The organism is Paenibacillus sp. CFBP 13594 (genome assembly GCF_014842675.1).
Classification (GTDB): Bacteria; Bacillota; Bacilli; order Paenibacillales; family Paenibacillaceae; genus Paenibacillus; species Paenibacillus amylolyticus_B.
The window spans coordinates 507264-525374 of the sequence record NZ_JACYVQ010000006.1 but is presented as its reverse complement, the minus strand read 5'-3'; the positions used below and the strand labels follow the sequence as shown (position 1 = coordinate 525374).

Genomic DNA, 18111 nt, shown 5'->3' with positions numbered 1-18111 from the left:
CCCGCTGGCCGCCGCGGCGAAGCCGCCTGCGCCGGGCGCGAAGAGCTGCCGCTGCCGGGCTTGACGCGCCGGTCGCGGCTGCGCAGCTGCTGCTCCAGTGCCGCCGGTGACAACGGCACAACTTCCTCAGCCAGCAGCTTAAACCCTTCGTCCTGCTGCTGCACTTTGGCACGCACGACGAGCAGTTCACCTTTCCCGACATGCTGCTGGCTACGCCGCCATACCTCGGGAAAGAGAACCACTTCACAGCGTTCAATCTGGTCTTCCAGCTCCATGAACGCCATAGCTTTGCCCTGTTTCGTCGTAATCGACTTCACGGACACAACCATACCCGCAGCGACGGTCATCGTGTCGTCTGCAGCCTCGGTCAGCTCCATGATCCGGTCAGCCCCACTCGATTCCAGCACATCTTCACAGTCATCCAGCGGATGCCCAGAGAGATACAAACCTAACAACTCTCGCTCTAGCTCCAGTTGCTGCCCTGAGGAATAAGGAGGAATTTCCGGATATTCAATCTCCCAGTTTGGCGTCTCAACAAAGTCGAACAATTGAATCTGCAGATCCTCACGTTCCTTGCGCCATTTCAGAGCCGCCTCAACAGTCTCATCCAGCATCGCCAGCAATTGGGCCCGGTGCCCAGGTAATGTGTCAAAAGCTCCAGCCTGGATCAGCGATTCAATCACACGTTTGTTGCATACACGCAGATCCACACGACGACAAAAATCGAGCAAACTGTCGAACGGTCTCTCCTGCCTTACGATCATAATGCTTTCCATTGCCTGGGTACCAACATTTTTCACAGCCGCCAGACCAAATCGTATTGCACCCGTTAATTTTTCCTCATCCGGACTATCATTAGACACTGCAACGTTCTTCTCCGCAGAGGACAGTTCCCCATGCTCCTCGTGAGAGGAAGACGCTTCTTGTCCTTCGTCATTACCATTTTCCAATGAAGAAGCCGCCACCAATCCCGGTTCCTTCCGGTTGTCGGATGCCTCAGGCATGGTTGTCGCTGCCTGCCAATCATATCCACCACTGTCCTCATCGGGTCCAGGACCGGGATCATCCGGCAGAGGTGCTTCACCATATTCTGCTTGTTCCGAATGCCCATTATGCTCATGAACGCGATCTTCCCTGAAGGAACTCCCGTTACCATTCGCGGCATGTTCTTGGGAAGGGCTTCCGGCGTCACTCTTGGGCTCTGCTCCCGCAGTCTGCTGCGATGCGCTGCTCTGATCCCCGGCTCCTGCGCTGCCGGACGGCACAAATACAGGTGTAAACAGAATACCGCTCTCATTCACATCCGGCGGAAGCACCTCCATGTCCATACGCCGACATTCCACTACGTACTCTGCCACTTTCCGATGACTGCCCATTACAGCTGTTAACATGGATGCCATAAAATGAACCGGATAATGCGCCTTCAGATACGCCGTCTGGAACGCAAGCACACCATATGCTGCGGCATGAGCACGCGGGAAGCCATAGTTGGCAAACTTGACGATCATATCATAGACCAGGTCTGCCTCTTCTTCGCTATACCCTTGTTTCAGACTGCCTTGTACAAAGTGTCCACGCTCCAGATCCAGCACTTCCCGTTTCTTCTTGGAGACCGCTCTGCGGAGCAAATCTGCCTCACCCAGCGAGAAACCCGCCATCCGGGAGGCTATCTGCATGATCTGTTCCTGATACACGATGATGCCGTACGTATCTTTCAGGATAGGCTCGAGATCCACATGGGGGTAATCCACTTCAATCTGTCCATGCTTGCCCTGAATGTATTTGGATATGAACTCCATCGGACCCGGACGGTACAAGGCAAGTACAGAGATTACATCTTCAAAACTACTTGGCTTCATCTCTTTCAGCACACGGCGTACCCCGGCAGATTCCAGTTGGAATATGCCCATCGTGTCCCCTCGCCCAAGCATCTCGTACGTTAACGGATCATCATCGGGAATAAGACGGAAGTCCGGAATTTCTCCATGTTCCCCAATCCAGCGTACACACCGCTCAATGATTGAGAGGGTACGCAAACCAAGAAAGTCCATCTTAAGCAACCCAATAGACTCCAGGTTTTCCATGGAATACTGGGTTAACGCCGTCCCTTCACTGCCCTCCTGAAGTGGCACCGCATCGGTCAGCGGGTCACGGGAGATAACCACTCCCGCTGCATGCGTCGAAGCATGACGTGGCATACCTTCGACCTTCATCGCCATATCCAGCAGCTCACGTGTCTTAGGCTTGGTTTCATACAGCGCCTTCAGTTCAGGTGTAGCTTCCATGGCCCGCTCGATGTTAATGCCGAGCTGCGCTGGAATCAGCTTTGCAGCCTTGTCCACTTCGCCGTAAGGCACATTCAGTGCACGTCCAACATCACGCACGGCCGCCCGAGCAGCCATCGTTCCAAACGTAATAATCTGGGCGACATGGGCTTTGCCATATTTATGAGCGACATAATCAATGACCTCATCCCGCCGCTCATCGCTGAAGTCAATATCTATATCCGGCATGGAGATCCGCTCGGGATTCAGGAATCGTTCGAAGAGCAGATTATATTTCATCGGGTCAACATCGGTAATATGCAAAGTGTACGCTACCAGACTACCTGCCGAGGAGCCCCGGCCCGGTCCAGTAACAATGCCTTGTTTATGCGCATAGGCGATAAAATCCCAAACAATCAGGAAATAATCCGAGAATCCCATGCTGTCGATTATACCCAGCTCATACGCCAATCGTTGTTCGAGTTCGGATCGAAGCTCCGCATCTGTCCAACGCGTGGACTGCGCATAACGCTCCTCCATTCCTTCTTCGCACAGCTGACGCAGATACGCCGAAGGGCTGAGTCCATCAGGAAGCGGTCTGTATTCCGGCAAAATCGATTTGCCGAATTCCAGCTTCAACTCACAGGAATCCGCAATGCGAACGGTATTTGCCAGAGCTTCCGGTACATGAGGAAACAAACGAGCCATCTCTTCTTCACTTTTCAGATAGAGCTGATTGGTTCCAATTCGGAGCCGATTCTCATCATCCACCGTCTTGCCCGTTCCGATACAGATCAGCACATCCTGAAGCTCAGCATCCTCTTCCGACAGGTAATGCGCATCATTGGTCGCTACAAGCGGGATCTCCAGCTCAGCAGCCAGTTTGATCAACTGCGGATTTACCCTTTTTTGCTCGGAAAGCCCATGATCCTGAAGTTCCAGATAGAAGTCGTCACCAAAGATATTTTTGTAGCGTAACGCCGCACGTCTCGCCTCTTCTTCTCTTCCATGCAGCAAATGTTGTGGTACTTCACCACCCAGACACGCACTTAGACAGATAATGCCCTCGTGATGGGCAGCCAGACTTTCCATATCTACACGGGGTTTGTAATGAAAACCTTCGAGATGTCCAATGGAGCACAATTTCATCAAATTACGGTAACCCGTCATATTTTTGGCCAGCAAAATCAAGTGATGAATCGGTTGATCCTTGCGGCTTCCCCGCTCTTTGCGGGACCCTGCTGTCATGTATGCTTCGCACCCTATAATCGGCTTGATGCCTCGCTCCATACATGCTTTATAAAAAGGAATTGCACCATACATCACGCCATGGTCGGTCAGCGCAAGTGTCGTCATTCCGAGATCTGCAGCCTTATTCACGAGATCCGGAATACGCGCAGCGCCGTCCAGCAAACTGTATTCGCTGTGAACGTGCAAATGCACAAAAGAACTCATGTTTTTTTCTTCCTTTCGCCGCAGATAGTCACAGCATCGGATCTTCTGATCCGTCTGCTACCCTATCTATCTCATATATATGAATTAAATAAATAAAAAATGGAGTCTCTTTATTAGAATTTGTAACAACCTCTTAAAAGGAGACTTTATTATTCTATTTTATCATAACGTTCGGGGGCACGCCCATACAATAGAAGTACAAGCCGCTCCCCCTGTGACAGACCGAAGACAGGAGGTGTGCTGCTAGGTCTGAAAGGGGTGTTGCCAGTGAGCACATTTTTGTCCAAAGCCATTCTTGATTTCTTTATTGCGTTTGGAATCGTGCTGGGCGGCGCGATGATCGGAGGTATTGGAGCAGTGATCTCTCTTCAGCCTCCGACACAGACGATGCTCGATATTTCTGGGAAAATAAAGATATGGGCACTCGCAGCCGCTGTCGGCGGCACAATAGATCCCATGCGTGTCATCGAGAGCAATTTCCTGGATGGTAACCTGTCTCCGGCGGTCAAACAAATCCTGTATTTGATCTCTGCTTTTATGGGCGCTCATATGGGAACCGAGCTGGTGAAATGGGTGTGCGGCGGAGGCCGGAGCTAATATGAGACAGGAACAGCGTTCATGAGAATTCCGCCATTTTCCCGTTACCGCCCGCTGATGCGAATGACCGCTGTGTTTGTTCTGGGAATGATCGCTGGATGTGTCGTCTACAATGGCGTATTTCACCTGAGTTACAATGCGTTGTGGCTGAACAATCAGGAGCTGCAGCTTCAGCTGCATCAGAATGAGGAGGATATCAAAACGCTGAAAAAATACAGTAAACGCCAAACCGTTATCAAGGAAATCAAGGTCCGTGCAGAAGAATCGGATAAGGGGCCAGACGAGGCTTCTCTGAAAGTGATGTTACAGAAGCTCGGAGACGAACTTGAGGTACTTCGGGGCAGAGATGTATTCAACATTGATGAGTATAGTAAAATGACGCGAATCATGCTGAATCAGAAAGTGTACTCGGTCAGGGAAAAGGAGTACACCGTTCAGGTCAAAACGATGCTGGTTATGGAAGGCGTACTGCAAGTTTGGGTACAGATTCGCATGCACGTTCCTGCGTAACAGCAAAAAACTGCCCTTGTCTGCATCTCTGCATGGTACAATAAGGGCAGTAAATGCTTTCCAGAAAAGGAGCTGCGTCTTTGTGTTCATTGATGTACTCAAATATGCTCTAATCGCCATCTTTGCTGTTACCATGGTTTTTGCAGCGTTGAACAGTATTCGTTCACACAGAAGTTCGGATGCTGCCAGCGCCGGTCTGTACCGTTCGTGGACGAATATCTGGATGGGTGGCATGCTTGTTGTGCTTGCGCTGATCCTGATGTTTGTCTTCACGGGTTCCACTTTATCTGTGGTTGTGGAAGCGCTATTTCTGATTATGGGTGCGTATAATGTATTTGCCGGAATACGTAACCGCAGTTATTATGCGCGGCTTCAACAACGGTCCAGTAATGGATCAGGTAAAACCTCCGGACAATCTGCATGATTCGTTGAAGTGTTATCGTTCTGTCTGCAAAAAGAGAGTACTTCCCTTCATTAAGCGAAGCCAGAACCGCGCGACAGCGCAACGGCAGAGCTTCTCGATCAGGGAGTACTCTCTTTGTCTATGCCCAGGCAACGTACCCTGCTAGGCATGGTCAATCGACTGCAATGTCATTACCGCTTTGCATACCACACTGCCTTCACGGGTAACCACAATGTCCATTTTGCACGTTCGACGACTGGTTTCCAGAATTAACGGTCGAACCAGGATCTGATCCTCAATCTGAACCGGTCGAACAAAATACGTCGTTACATTATCCACCACATGGTCGTTCCCTGTAACATCCCACGCTGCCCGTCGGCCAGCCTGAGTCATCACATTCAACAGAACACCTTCGGAGATCGTACCCAGATCCGTTGCCATCTGAGGAATGATGAATCCGTGAAATAACAATTCGTTCTGTTCACCGCGCTCCTCGGCAAACCCGTTCCAGATCAGATGATCAAACGTCTCTCCCAGTTGTGGCTGCTTCTGTGCATCCCGCATGGCCTGAAGCACTTCCTTGCGTGTGACGGACGCAATCAGTTTGCGGTTCCGATCCACGATTGGCAGAAAATCGATTCCTTCCCAAGTCATAATCTGGGCAGCAGAAGCAAGAGATGTCTGCAATGAAGCCGTAATCGGGCGGCGTACCACGCATTTCTCAATACTTTGATCTTCTTTCAGCTCACTGACATCCTTCAGACTCACAATCCCGATGACCCGGTTCCATTCATCCACGACTGGAAAGCGATGTTCACCCGTCTCTGAAACCAACATATGAAAATCTGCGGCTGAACTGGTCACCTTCAATACCTGCAAGCGAGGTTTCTGACCAATGATATCCTCAACAAGCATAATTTTTTTCTTAATCAGCCGGTCGAAGATCGCACGGTTAATCATCGAAGCCACCGTGAATGTATCATGTCTGGATGAAATAATCGGTAGCCCAAGCTCGTCAGCCATAATTCTTACTTCACGACTTGTCCCAAAACCACCCGTAATCAACACGCCCGCTCCCTGTTCGAGGGCAAGCGAGTGAGCATCTTCACGGTTACCCACAATCAGCAAGCTTCCAGCGTCAATATAACGGGCCATTGCCTGTTCTTTCATCGCACCAATCACATACTTGTGCAGCGGTTTGGCGAGACCTTCGTTCCCCCCCAGCACATGGCCTTCCACAATGGTCACAACATCAGCAAAGGTCAACTGTTCCGACATGCCCCGAGGTCTCTTCTCGATCCGCACCGTTCCAATTCGTTCTTTGGTCACGACCAGCCCGAAGTTCTCCGCCTCTTTCACCGCACGATATGCTGTCCCTTCACTTACACCCAACTCCCGTGCAAGTCCACGTACTGATATTTTGCTGCCAACCTTCAGTTGTTCAATATGTTGAAGTAACTGTTCATGCTTCGTTACGTTCTCTTCCTGTCCGTCCAACTGTACCACCCCCGAAGATGCATCTGTACTATACTGTATCTATTATAACACGGCTTTAGGAAAATAACCCCATATCCTATCCCGCTCTCAGGGGAATGGCACCGAATGAGTTCACTCTTCCATGTTGTACGCTAATCCGTTATATACCAAAAAGACCGGACCCCTTATGCGCAAGGTAATCCGGTCTTATTCCAGAGGCAGAACCAACGCTGTTGGCCCTGACGTGCAGAATGTATTTCCACACCTTATACAGACTCGCTCCGCTCCTGCTTGTCCAGCAGTTTCATCTCCCACTGCCGCAGCTTCGCCCGGCGGACGGCTTCCAGTGCACGCTTCTTCTCTTCATCCACACCGAGAATAAAATGCAGATGTGCACCAACGATTAATAAAGAGAACAGCACCCATACGATGCCAAAAATATTAACCCAGTCCATTCCTCCAGCAAAGGAAATCCGCGGCAGTGCAATGACCAGCATCGACAACGCAATAAGCAGATAGATCACATGTTTTGCTTTTTTCAACCTCTTCACCATTCACAGCTCCTTCGTTCTTGATCGACTCTATATGTCTAGTCTATGAACGATAAGGAGCCAATATGAAAGGTTCAGGTAAAAAAAACAAGACAACCTTTTTGAACTACCTTTTTACGCTTCAGCGCCACCGTACAGATGACCCAGACTATCAGCAATAATTTTATTCACGTCTTCAATGATGACACTAAGGCGACGCTCCGCATCAAACAAGCGACGGATGTTCAGATTCAAGCTCAGTACTTCAAACAGTTTCTCCATTTTCTCCATCTCATCCGGAGCTGGCATATCCCCGCTCATCATACGTTGTTGCAATTCCATTTGTTGATCACGGAAGTTATCCAGCATTGCTTTTGCATCCGGATCAGCTTCAATCAGCTTCATCGCGGAAGTAATCTCTTCCACCTCGCTGCTTTCTCTCAGTGCTTTGGCCAAATCATTGGCTTTGTCATAAATGTTCACTATTATTCCTCCTCAGATTGGTTTGTTCATCCGTGTTAATACACGCTTTTCTCTCCTGTCAAACAAGGACGATCTGAAACAGGCCATCCATAACCTGCCTTAAATCAAATGCATTTAATCCATATGGGTCAATCACCAAGGGTTATATGTCCTCATATGATGAAGCACATGCCATGTTCAGATGCCGTTCAACTTCGAGATCAGACATCAAGTTGCCGCCCGGAAGGAGATCCGTGATGTCCACTAAAAAAGTAACGATTCAGGTTACCGGCTCGGGCATCCTGCAGGACGACGTCATCATGCTGGGCGAAGGGGTGCTTAAGGCGCTTAAAATCCCTTCAGGAAGGCCGCTTCAGCTGCAATTTGGCTCTTTCCGCCGCGAAGTCACTGTTATTCCGGTACCAAGGTATGACGGGCTGCGCATCAATCAGACAGTTGCCACCAAGACCGGTCTCGTTCCACGTTCGGTCCTGAGGGTATCCTATCGTTCAGCCAGCCGTACGCTTCGCCTTGGACCCTACATCAGTGTACTGGTTAGCCAGGATTATCCCGATCAGCCCGATCGGCCCTTTGGCTCCATCACGATGTTCTGTCAAGAACTGGTGAACGCCTGCCGTAAGCAAGGCGCCTATGTATCCTTTTTCACACCGGAGGATATTGGAGCGGTAACGGGTTATATGAAAGGCTGGGTGTATGATGACGGCTGGAAAAAGACTGTTCTGCCTGTAGCAGACGTCGTCAATAACCGGCTAACGTCCCGCAAGCTTGAGAACAAACCTAGCGTACAGCATTTTATGAAAGAAGTAAAATCGCTCTACGGCACGCAAACCTTCAATGAAAAGTTTCTGGACAAAAACGAAGTGTTTGACGCACTCAAGTCCATTTCAACGCTTAAACGAGTTCTTCCCGAGTCTCATTTGCTCAAGACGTCCGCCATGCTCAAGACGATGTGCAACCGACATCCGGTTGTATTTCTGAAGCCCGTACGCGGTTCTTTGGGCAAAGGGATCATCCGGGTCTCACGTCAGACAGACGGAAGCTTCCTGACTCTGGCGACTGGCGTCGGGGGGACCCGGAAACAAACGTATACTTCTCTGGATAAACTGTATGCCAGTATGTCTGGGAAAATGAAAACAACGCGTTATCAGATCCAACAAGGGCTGACTCTCATTGACAACAGTGGCAGACCCGTGGATTTCCGTGCGCTCGTGCAAAAAAACCGTACAGGTAAATGGAGTGTAACCTCCATCGTCGCCCGGATTGCAGGCGGGAGTCACTACGTATCCAATCTGGCACGGGGTGGAAGTCTCAGCACCGTCAAGGATGCTGTTGCCAAAACACAGTTGTCTGGATCAGCCAAAGCTTCCGCGTATGCAGGATTGCACACCGCAGCACTGGATATCGCAAAAGGGATCGAGAGTGCCATCCCTGCTCATTTTGGTGAACTTGGTATTGATCTGGCTCTGGACACCACTGGGCGCGTATGGCTGCTCGAAGTCAACTCCAAACCATCCAAGAATGATAATACACCACTGAGTGAGAGCAAGATCCGCCCTTCCGTCAAAGCCATGCTTGAATACTCTACGTACCTGGCGGGTTTTTGAAAAGTTATTCCCTATTGGAAACAAATCTGATAGAGGAGAGGTGCAGCGTAATGTTTCCATCATCTCAGACCAAGATACTGGCCATTCTGGTACGTGCAACCGAAGGCTCACCTCCCTTTACAGATGAACTTTTCTGCCGTCGTCTCAGTTTGGGGAGCATGCGATACGCCCTTCAGATTATTGTGATTCCGATATCGAATGATGCAGTCCATCTCCCTCTTCAATGGGGATATGTCTATCATCAAGGGAAGTGGAATTCGGTACCTGTTCCTGCAGTCGATCTCATTATGGATCGTTGTCTTCGCCCTATCTCCAGGTACGTCAGACAACAGCTTAGGGAATGGATACCAACCAACGGCACAGATCAACACCGTTATTGGTCTGCTTCCCTTCCAGGAAAATGGGAGGTACATCGTGTGTTGTCCCGAAATCCTGAATTGAGGTCTCAACTTGCTCCCACAACCCGGATCGGATCGCATATTCCTTGGGAAACATGGCTGGACCGTTGGCCCAAAGGACTGTTCTTCAAACCGGTATCCGGGACTCATGGCAAAAATACCTTTCGCCTGTCTCAGGGAGCGACTCCATCAACATGGGTCGTGGAGGGGCGTAACAAGGACAATGAACCCTTTTTTCTTACATTCAACCATACCCAGGCTGTATCTTCCTGGCTAGCATCACATCAGGCTGAGCGTAAGATGATCGTACAGCCATATCTGGAGCTTAGCCATCATGGAAGAGCATTCGACATACGGGCTCTAATGCAAAAGAATGGGCAAGGTCGCTGGACGCTAACCGGATGTATGGTACGGGAAGGACCTGAAGGGTCACTCACGTCCAATCTTCACGGTGGGGGTAAAGCATATCCTGCCCACGCATATCTGCTCCAGCGATATGGAACGATCCGCACGGAAACTCTGCTGAAGAGCATCCGGCAGACTGCTACTCTTATCCCCACCCTGCTGGAAAGCCGTTTCGGCAGGTTAGCCGAATTGGGGCTTGATTTCGGAGCAGATGCAGAGGGCCAACTCTGGCTAATTGAAGTCAACTCCAAACCAGGCCGCACCTCATTCGCAGAAGCGGGCGACCGACGCATGCATACCCTGACTTATACCCGGCCGCTTGCCTATGCCCGTTATCTGTTGCAACAACATGTTCTCACGGACGTCATTCGTCCAATGAAATTGCCGAATACATCCAGCAAAGCTGGCCTGAAACCCATCCCGATTCACGGCGGCTGAGGCCCGCAGCGCCCGCTTGCCATGGAGCCCAAGGATCTTTTCAGGATAGGAGGATAAATCATGAGTTTGACCTTTTGCAATCTGCATTTCACCAAGCAACCGGATAAAGTGGTTTATGTATCCAACGCTTTAATGAAGAGCCTCAACCTGTCCGGCAAAAAAACGGTGCACCTTCGCTTCGGGCGTGACCGGGTACCTGCAACGATCAAACCAATCAAAAAAGCAGGTAAACATCTGTATCTCGCTTCAGGTATCCGTAATATGATGAACGTTCCCAAACGGGGCAGTATTTATCTCCGTAATTTGCAAAATGATGAGGTCCAGTTAGGTCCACTGATCGGCGTACTCTCTGATGGGCCTGCGACGAGCACGAATCCATTCGGTTCTCGTACTGGTTTCATCAAACAGTTACTCCGTGAAGGTAGCCGTAAATCCTACATTTACGCATTTACTCCTCGGGATATCAATTGGCAGAACGAGACGGTATCGGGTTTTTTCCTGAATGATAACGGAAGCTTCACCCGCAGAACGGTACCTCTGCCCGATGTTGTCTACAACCGATTACCGAGCAGACGCTCAGACTTCTCACCAGCAATCAACCAGCTGCGGGAACGATTTGTTCGCCGAAAAATTCCGTTCTTCAACTGGAGCTTCTTCAATAAATCGGATATCTATACGTTGCTGGAGAACGAGCCGGCGGCAGGACGGTATATCCCTGAATCGATTACCAACCCTTCCGTTGAACAGATGAAGGAAATGTTGGAACGCCATCAGTTCGTCTACTATAAGCCTACTGCAGGAAGTCTGGGGAACGGGATCTACCGCCTGACTTATTCGCCCAAACGTGGATATTTCGCACGTTATCGCAAAAAAGGTGGTAATGCACTCCTGCGTTTTGGGTCCTTCAACAGTCTGATGCGTATGCTTCAGGGAAGACATGGCAAACAGCTACGCGGATATGTAGTTCAGCAGGGAATACGTCTAATTGAGATTGATGAGTGTCCAATTGATTTTCGTTTTCACATGCACAAAAATGGTAACAATCAATGGGTTGTTGTCGGGATTGGAGCCAAAAAGGCAGGACGTGGCAGCGTCACAACACACATCAAAAATGGCGGCTCCCTAATGACTCCTGAGCAGGCGCTCAGTCGCAACTTCGGCGATCGTGCGGGAGAAGTTCTTCAGCATGCCAAATCCGTCGCTATTACACTGGCCCAGGCGATTGAAACCCAGCACCAGCATCTGATTGGTGAGATTGGCTTTGATCTGGGCATTGATCAGGAGGAACATGTATGGATGTTCGAAGCGAACGCCAAACCCGGGCGCTCCATTTTCCGTCACCCTTCACTCCGGGTGGAGGGCAAATCGTCGGTGGAGCACATCTTGGAACACTGCCTGTATTTGAGCAAGTTCCGGAAGAAGGAAGAAATTTGATGAGCCTTCATGATGATTTCAAACCTGTCATTGCTGTTTTGACCATGCATGATAAACAGCGCATGTTCAGGGGAAATCATCAAAATTTTCAGGATATCTTACAAACAGGCGAGAGCATGGGATACGTGGTTTACATTGTAACTGTTCGGGATCTGAACGTGAGTGGTCCCACCGTAAAAGGATACACGTACAACAAGGGGAGTGGAAAGTGGGTTTCACAACCTTTCCCCCTTCCCCATGTTCTGTACAATCGTATTCCCAACCGGGAGGACGAAGGAAAACCTTCCGTTCAGCGTAAAATTGATGAATGCATGCAATCAGGAATCGAACTGTATAACCCATTCTTTTTCAACAAATGGGATCTGTTCGAATGGCTTAAGAAATCCAAATCGACTCAGCAACTGATCCCTTATACTCGGCGGATGCGGAGTGCTTCTTCTCTGGGTGCCGTTCTACGGGCGTATCCCTATCTGTACCTTAAGCCCGAGAGCGGCAAAGCTGGTAAAGGAATCATGATGCTTAAATTCCAGGAAAAAGAACGGCTTCCCTATCGACTCAAAATACAAACCACACGTAGGAGCACGACCTATAAAGCATCTACACTTGCCAAGTTATGGGCACGAATTCGCAAAGAAACCGGACATACGCCCTATATCATGCAACAAGGCATTGAACTGGCATCCTCTCGTAAACGCCCCTTCGATTTGCGTGTTCTTGTACAAAAGAACACCAAGGGCCAATGGAGCGTAACCGGTGTAGGAGCGAGACTTGCTGGCTCCCGCAGCATTACAACGCATGTGCCGCGCGGCGGGAGCGTAGAAGACCCTGAGAAGCTGCTGACCGAGCTTTTTGGCGAAGAAATGTCAACAACCCTGATGAAACGTGTGAAATCCACTTCATTAATGATTGCAAGACAGGTAGAACGGGGATCAGGTTACACGCTCGGAGAAATGTCCATGGATCTGGGCATTGATGACCTAGGGGAACTCTGGTTCTTCGAAGCCAATGCAAAGCCCATGAAGTTTGATGAACCACAGATCAGACGGCGATCATTGGAACGTATATTTCACTACAGCGCTTATCTTGCCCGTCAGTCCAAACGATGATAGACAGGAATACTGCAAAAAGAAGGTGATTGTTTGTGTCCTCACCTGTTCTGGGCATTATGACGTTGTACTTAAATGAACATCGCGCTCTTGAAGAACGAAGCGTTTATCGCAGAATGATTCTTGAAGGGCGCAAGCGGGGACTCGATATCTATGTATTCACACCAGCCGACGTACACCCCGGCGGCAAACAAATTGAAGCCATGGTTTTTCATGAAGGAAAAGGCTGGTCCAGGGAGTGGCGATCATTCCCGGACCTGATCTTTGATCGCTGCCGAATTCAGCGTAACCGAAGGTTCCAGCAATTGCTTGCTTTTCGCGAGAAATATGGGCATCTGCTCTTTCTGAACAGGCCACTGCGCAATAAATGGACCATCCACCAGACCCTTTTACAAAAAGCTAACTTTCGTGAACACCTGCCGGAAACCGCTCTATTTCAGGATATGTCCGATGTAAACCGGATGCTCAAAGTTTCTTCTCTGGTTTATCTCAAACCCATTAATGGAACAGGTGGACGTGGTATTCTGCGCATTGAACGCAGCAGTAGCGAGGCTAATACGGTGCTTGTTCAGGGGCGGGATCAGAAGCGTCGTATCATCACTCCACGTAAAGTTCATTTATCACGACTTGGCGCGTTGCTCCAGCACTGGAACATGAAAGACAAGTATCTTGTACAAAAGGGCATTCAACTTCAGCTTCCGAATGGACGTGTGCATGATTATCGCATGCTCGTTCAGAAGAACGGTGAAGGACAATGGGAGCTTACTGGATGTGCTGGACGCATGGGTGCAGAAAAAAGCGTGACCTCCAATCTGCATGGCGGCGGTCAGGCAATAGCGATGGACCGACTCATGAAGCAATGGATCGAAGATGACGACCTCCGGGCAGAAATTAACACAACTGCAGAGAAATTCGGTATTGATGTTGCTTCGTTTCTGGAAGATACGTATGGGGACCTATGTGAGTTGGCACTGGATTTGGCGATTGACAGAAGCGGGCGTATCTACCTGCTTGAAGTTAACCCCAAACCTGCACGTGAAGTATTCGCTCGCATCGGGGAGCGGGATATCTATTATAAAGCCATCACTCAGCCGCTGGAGTATGCCTTATGGGTATATCGCAACAGACCTCCCGGAACGGCCAGAAAGCCAGCCATTCCTAGGCCCGTTACGCAAAAATCACCCAGAGTAAAAAGAAAAAGGAAAGCCAAGTGAGTGAAGAAAAAGCAGGAGTCTATGTTCGCCAAGTGCGAGCATCTGCTCCTGCTTCACTGTTTTTATTTCTGTTCTTTCGTCCATTGCAGCGTGTCGTTGTCAATCACAATATACCCTTTTTCCTCACCTTGCACATAAGATAATGACAATCTCATCAGGTCAGGTTCCAGTTGGCATGTGGTAACACGTGTAACCTGGTCTGTATGATCCGCGGGCAGGCACAACGTCAGAATACCCACTTTACCCGAGAAATCAGCCTTGCCCTGGATGACCGATGTTTCCGACTTGGAACCATACACCTCAGATACCCAGCCGGGCTGCTCCGTCAACGCGAAGGCTCCCTTTCCCATGCCTGCCGTAACCCATTGCATCGTCAGCGTTATAGAGGATGCCTCATAGCTCATATCCGCCGTCATTTCTCCAGCTTCATTGATCCTCAACGCAATATCCGTTTGCGGATGCAGGTGAAAACGTTGCTCCAAAGTATGCTCTGCTTCAGCCTCCAGCCAATCCACAATGAGTAGTATAGGGGTTTCCACCCCTGCCAGCATCCACCGACGATGTGTAACTGGATCTGACAAATGCGTATATCCATCCTGCGAAGCATCAATGAAGTGATAGCTGTCATTGCTCTCCCAACGTAACGTTGTGGCCTGAGCCTCCGGTTCACCCCATTGCTGTGTGGAGAGATAGGGTGTCTGATCCAGACCATCCACCGTGACGGTATTGTGCGCCCGCGTACTTTTGAAGTACCGACGCCATTTCCCTTCTTCATACGTATAACGTCCGGTGTCCGTGAAGAAAAGCTGGTTCTTCCACATCCACTCCACATTCAGCGCATCGGCATGTCCGTGTGCTCCGCCCATGGCAGCCGCATCAAAAAAAAGATATTGATACTTGTCCCTCATGACATAATATCCTGTCTGCGGGAAAGCTCGGGTCGACAACGCCGGAGAAGAAGAAGCCTGTAGTCGGAGGCATCGCTCATATTTCTCCACACCCAGCAACCAGAGACACTCCGAGCTATCCGTTCCGCGAGCCATCAAATCATCATCGTCCAGGATCGCGCCAAGCAAGGTCAGTCGTTGTCGTCCATCGCCAACCCAATCCGAATCACCAATACCGGTAGACTGATGATCTGGTCGGATCAGCGCCTCGGTGAATGCAGTCATTTGGCGCAGACAGCGGGCATACCATGCCGAGAAAGGATGCCCTGAAATCTCGCCCAACCGATAAGGCGTGCCAAACATCTCGATGCTGGCATTGTGGTAATGTGTTGTCAGTTCAACCTGTATTCCTTCTTCACCCAACTGATGCAGCAAACACAGCTCAAGACGTTCCATCGCCACTTGACGCCAGTATGGACTTCGCGGGTGCTGGTGGTAGAACGTAGCAATCATGAATAACCCTTGCATATGCATAATAGCATGATTGATTTCCGTGCTGCCGAGGTAACGGGTCAAAAACTCGGCGTGCTCGTCCAGACCTTGTCGAAACTCCGCCTGAAAGCCTTCGTCTATCAGTGAACTCGCTTCCATATATTTATATGCCGATATCCAGGACTGTACACGTAGCCCCGTCTCCAGCAGGCGCCACGGACCGGGTTTTTGAAAGAACACAGCCTCGTCGTAAACCAGATTTACAGGTACCGGGTTTTGCTGTCTCCAACTACGGAAGTGGTCAATAAATGCTGTTACATATAGCGGATTGCCCTTCATCAGATACGCCTTGCCCAGATCGAGCATATGCCAGTGTCGATTGATGCCCCATGTGAACTCCAGATCATTGGTCGGGTTGTGAAGCCAGTCCACAGGTGTCCCCATCGGAATCCAGCGATTCAGATCGTTGGTATAAGGAACGATAAATTCATTCAGGATGGCACGATTGGCAATCGTGAGCGAATTTCGGGCTTCTTCCGGAAAATGTTTTTCATAATATTGGGCAGCCCGTTGCAGATCCGTTGCCGAAAGGTAAAAATCGCTCATTGGGATGCCTCAAGGAAATCCTGACGGAACGGGGTAAATACATCCAGAATGACGGAGTCCTCCAGTGCCTTGACCCCATGCGGGACGTTAAAGCCGGCATAAAAGCTGTCTCCTGCTTTTAAGATGCGAGTTTCTTCACCGACCTGAACCTCAAAGCTGCCTTTGACGATATAACTGACCTGCTCGTGCGCATCATGGGAGTGAACTTCTCCAATACCACCTTTAGCAAAAGTAACCTCCACCATCATTAATGTACCGCCCATACCCAAGATCTTGCGGGAACTCGTTTCGTTCACGATATGTGCATCGATAGACGCATGATTAATAATCATTTTGCTTTCCCCTTTCCTTGTGAATAAGCGACCGAAGTAGTTAAACCACGGCCGCTATGAACGTTTATTAGTCTTCTGTGGACAATTTACCCTGAAGTTTGGAAGAATCAAACGAAGGATCAGCAGTTATGTTGGTCAACCCTGCCGCTTTGGTTTTCTCCAGAGCCGCATTGTACCTTGTATCCAGATCTTTGATCACAGCATCGAGATCGCCACCCGTGAATACAAAGATTGAGAAAGCCTCACCCCATTTGGTGCCTTCCAGTGAACTCTCGGTCACCACACTTGGATTTGCCGGGAAAATGGCATCATAACGTTTGGGCAGGAAACCTTCAATGCCCGGAATGCTTGGTTTTTTGTCAGAGCTTAATACAGCAGGAATCAGTGAGATTCCGTATCCTTTTTCGTAGTATTCACTCTGAAGATCTGTGCTGTACACATACGCCATAAACTTCCATGCCGCTTCCTTGTTGGCAGAATCTGCATTGATGCCGATGTAGGAGCCCCCGATGACTTGTGAAGCGCCCTTGATTGTTCCATCATTTGTTGGCACAGGAGCGGCTGCCCAATTTTCTTTTGTAGGAAACTGATCTTTATATACCCCTGGTTCACCGGAGTGGTTAATGTACATTCCGATTTTGCCTTGAGCAAACTGGGCTCTGAGCGGATCGATGTCCAGACTTTCAACCCCTGGCAGCATGCTGCCATCCTGATTCATCTGGCGAAGTGCCATTGCAATATCCTTGTACATCCCAAAATCAAATTGGCCAGTCTTGTAGTTGTAACCATCGATACCAACATTATTGCTTGCACCTGCAATCGTATTGGCTGCTCTCCAGAAGCCGCTGCTGCTCTTGAACGGGCTGGCAAAGCCATAGATGCCTTCACTTTTACCAGCTTCGGTAATTTTTTTGGCATCTGCAACCAACTCAGCCAACGTTTTTGGCGGGCTCTCGATCCCTGCCATTTTGAAAATATCCTTGTTATACACAAGTCGCCAGACCTGCCCTGTATTGGGGAGGGAATATATTTTTCCATCAATCGTGTTTTTATTTTCAATCAAGCTGTCTTTAAATACGGCTTTCATCTCATCACTCATATATCCATCGATCGGGGCGAGATACCCCTTCTGATAATACGTCTGAAAATCATTAACTTGCAGCACATCGGGTGCCTGCTTGCTGGCAAAAGCAATATCGACCGCTTGTGGATAGTTGTCCCCCATCACGGTCATCTCCACTTCAATGTTGTCCTTGTTCGTCTGGTTGAACTCATCGATCTTGGATTTCATAAAATCAGCATCATGGCGGTCCGGTGTCCAATATATGATTTTGGTTTTCCCTCCGGCATTCTCCCCGCTCGTCCCAGATTCGCTATTTGCCGAAGTACCACTGTCAGCAGAACAACCTGCCAAACTTAGCGCCAGTAATGCACTTAGCGTAGTCACCATCCACTTTTTAACCATTGATATGCCCCC

The 18111-nt window shown here is 49.5% G+C and carries 15 protein-coding genes; 8 read left to right on the top strand and 7 right to left on the bottom strand.

The annotated features are described in order from the left end of the window. Positions 1-3719, bottom strand: a 3719-nt coding sequence (locus IFU39_RS21650; RefSeq protein WP_244661048.1) for a DNA polymerase III subunit alpha, incomplete at its 3' end; no start/stop codon positions are given. A 267-nt stretch (positions 3720-3986) separates the two neighbouring features. On the opposite strand from IFU39_RS21650, the gene IFU39_RS21645 reads away from it, so the two are divergent. The 3 genes from IFU39_RS21645 to IFU39_RS21635 all read left to right on the top strand — a co-directional run bounded on the left by IFU39_RS21645 (position 3987) and on the right by IFU39_RS21635 (position 5250). Then, on the top strand, positions 3987-4316 hold the full coding sequence (locus IFU39_RS21645) for a YtrH family sporulation protein (RefSeq protein WP_026081169.1): 330 nt from the start codon (positions 3987-3989) through the stop codon (positions 4314-4316). Positions 4317-4337: 21 nt separating this feature from the next. Further along, complete coding sequence (locus IFU39_RS21640) at positions 4338-4826, top strand: hypothetical protein (RefSeq protein ID WP_017689500.1); 489 nt, start codon at positions 4338-4340, stop codon at positions 4824-4826. 82 nt (positions 4827-4908) lie between these two features. Then, on the top strand, positions 4909-5250 hold the full coding sequence (locus IFU39_RS21635) for a YtpI family protein (protein ID WP_091014581.1): 342 nt from the start codon (positions 4909-4911) through the stop codon (positions 5248-5250). 141 nt (positions 5251-5391) lie between these two features. On the opposite strand, the gene IFU39_RS21630 is transcribed toward IFU39_RS21635, so the two are convergent. The 3 genes from IFU39_RS21630 to IFU39_RS21620 all read right to left on the bottom strand — a co-directional run bounded on the left by IFU39_RS21630 (position 5392) and on the right by IFU39_RS21620 (position 7718). Then, positions 5392-6726, bottom strand: coding sequence for a DRTGG domain-containing protein (locus tag IFU39_RS21630; RefSeq protein WP_091014583.1), 1335 nt, complete (start codon positions 6724-6726; stop codon positions 5392-5394). Positions 6727-6971: 245 nt separating this feature from the next. Further along, positions 6972-7256, bottom strand: coding sequence for a hypothetical protein (locus tag IFU39_RS21625; protein ID WP_085981456.1), 285 nt, complete (start codon positions 7254-7256; stop codon positions 6972-6974). A 114-nt stretch (positions 7257-7370) separates the two neighbouring features. Continuing rightward, entirely contained in the window at positions 7371-7718 is a 348-nt protein-coding gene (locus tag IFU39_RS21620) for a YlbF family regulator (protein WP_036609862.1), read from the bottom strand. A gap of 236 nt (positions 7719-7954) precedes the next feature. Between IFU39_RS21620 and IFU39_RS21615 the strand changes: the two genes are divergently transcribed. The 5 genes from IFU39_RS21615 to IFU39_RS21595 are packed head-to-tail and all read left to right on the top strand — an operon-like array spanning position 7955 to position 14317. Continuing rightward, complete coding sequence (locus IFU39_RS21615) at positions 7955-9322, top strand: YheC/YheD family endospore coat-associated protein (protein ID WP_091014585.1); 1368 nt, start codon at positions 7955-7957, stop codon at positions 9320-9322. Positions 9323-9372: 50 nt separating this feature from the next. Continuing rightward, the gene (locus IFU39_RS21610) at positions 9373-10563 is read left to right on the top strand and encodes a YheC/YheD family endospore coat-associated protein (protein ID WP_105598056.1); all 1191 of its coding nucleotides are present in this window, start codon (positions 9373-9375) and stop codon (positions 10561-10563) included. Between the two features lie 60 nt (positions 10564-10623). Next, positions 10624-11997, top strand: a complete 1374-nt coding sequence (locus tag IFU39_RS21605; protein WP_036609869.1) for a YheC/YheD family endospore coat-associated protein — start codon at positions 10624-10626, stop codon at positions 11995-11997. Next, complete coding sequence (locus tag IFU39_RS21600; RefSeq protein WP_091014589.1) at positions 11997-13103, top strand: YheC/YheD family endospore coat-associated protein; 1107 nt, start codon at positions 11997-11999, stop codon at positions 13101-13103. The genes IFU39_RS21605 and IFU39_RS21600 overlap by 1 nt, the downstream gene beginning before the upstream one ends. A 35-nt stretch (positions 13104-13138) precedes the next feature. Beyond that, complete coding sequence (locus IFU39_RS21595) at positions 13139-14317, top strand: YheC/YheD family endospore coat-associated protein (protein WP_105598055.1); 1179 nt, start codon at positions 13139-13141, stop codon at positions 14315-14317. A gap of 62 nt (positions 14318-14379) precedes the next feature. Here the strand turns inward: IFU39_RS21595 and IFU39_RS21590 are convergent, their stop codons facing one another. From IFU39_RS21590 to IFU39_RS21580, 3 genes are all read right to left on the bottom strand, one after another. Then, positions 14380-16302: an alginate lyase family protein gene (locus tag IFU39_RS21590; protein ID WP_105598054.1), complete on the bottom strand. Its 1923-nt coding sequence runs from the start codon at positions 16300-16302 to the stop codon at positions 14380-14382. Then, positions 16299-16634, bottom strand: a complete 336-nt coding sequence (locus IFU39_RS21585) for a cupin domain-containing protein (RefSeq protein ID WP_036669940.1) — start codon at positions 16632-16634, stop codon at positions 16299-16301. Before IFU39_RS21585 ends, IFU39_RS21590 begins: the two co-directional genes overlap by 4 nt. A 67-nt stretch (positions 16635-16701) precedes the next feature. Next, the gene (locus tag IFU39_RS21580; RefSeq protein WP_105598053.1) at positions 16702-18099 is read right to left on the bottom strand and encodes an ABC transporter substrate-binding protein; all 1398 of its coding nucleotides are present in this window, start codon (positions 18097-18099) and stop codon (positions 16702-16704) included. Positions 18100-18111: the final 12 nt, after the last annotated feature.

Bases quoted from the DNA above. Each gene is read 5' to 3' on its own strand.
- IFU39_RS21590 (WP_105598054.1), bottom strand. From the start codon at position 16,302: ATGAGCGATTTTTACCTTTCGGCAACGGATCTGCAACGGGCTGCCCAA.
- IFU39_RS21615 (WP_091014585.1), top strand. From the start codon at position 7,955: ATGTCCACTAAAAAAGTAACGATTCAGGTTACCGGCTCGGGCATCCTG.
- IFU39_RS21640 (WP_017689500.1), top strand. From the start codon at position 4,338: ATGAGAATTCCGCCATTTTCCCGTTACCGCCCGCTGATGCGAATGACC.
- IFU39_RS21605 (WP_036609869.1), top strand. From the start codon at position 10,624: ATGAGTTTGACCTTTTGCAATCTGCATTTCACCAAGCAACCGGATAAA.
- IFU39_RS21585 (WP_036669940.1), bottom strand. From the start codon at position 16,634: ATGATTATTAATCATGCGTCTATCGATGCACATATCGTGAACGAAACG.
- IFU39_RS21580 (WP_105598053.1), bottom strand. From the start codon at position 18,099: ATGGTTAAAAAGTGGATGGTGACTACGCTAAGTGCATTACTGGCGCTA.
- IFU39_RS21610 (WP_105598056.1), top strand. From the start codon at position 9,373: ATGTTTCCATCATCTCAGACCAAGATACTGGCCATTCTGGTACGTGCA.
- IFU39_RS21600 (WP_091014589.1), top strand. From the start codon at position 11,997: ATGAGCCTTCATGATGATTTCAAACCTGTCATTGCTGTTTTGACCATG.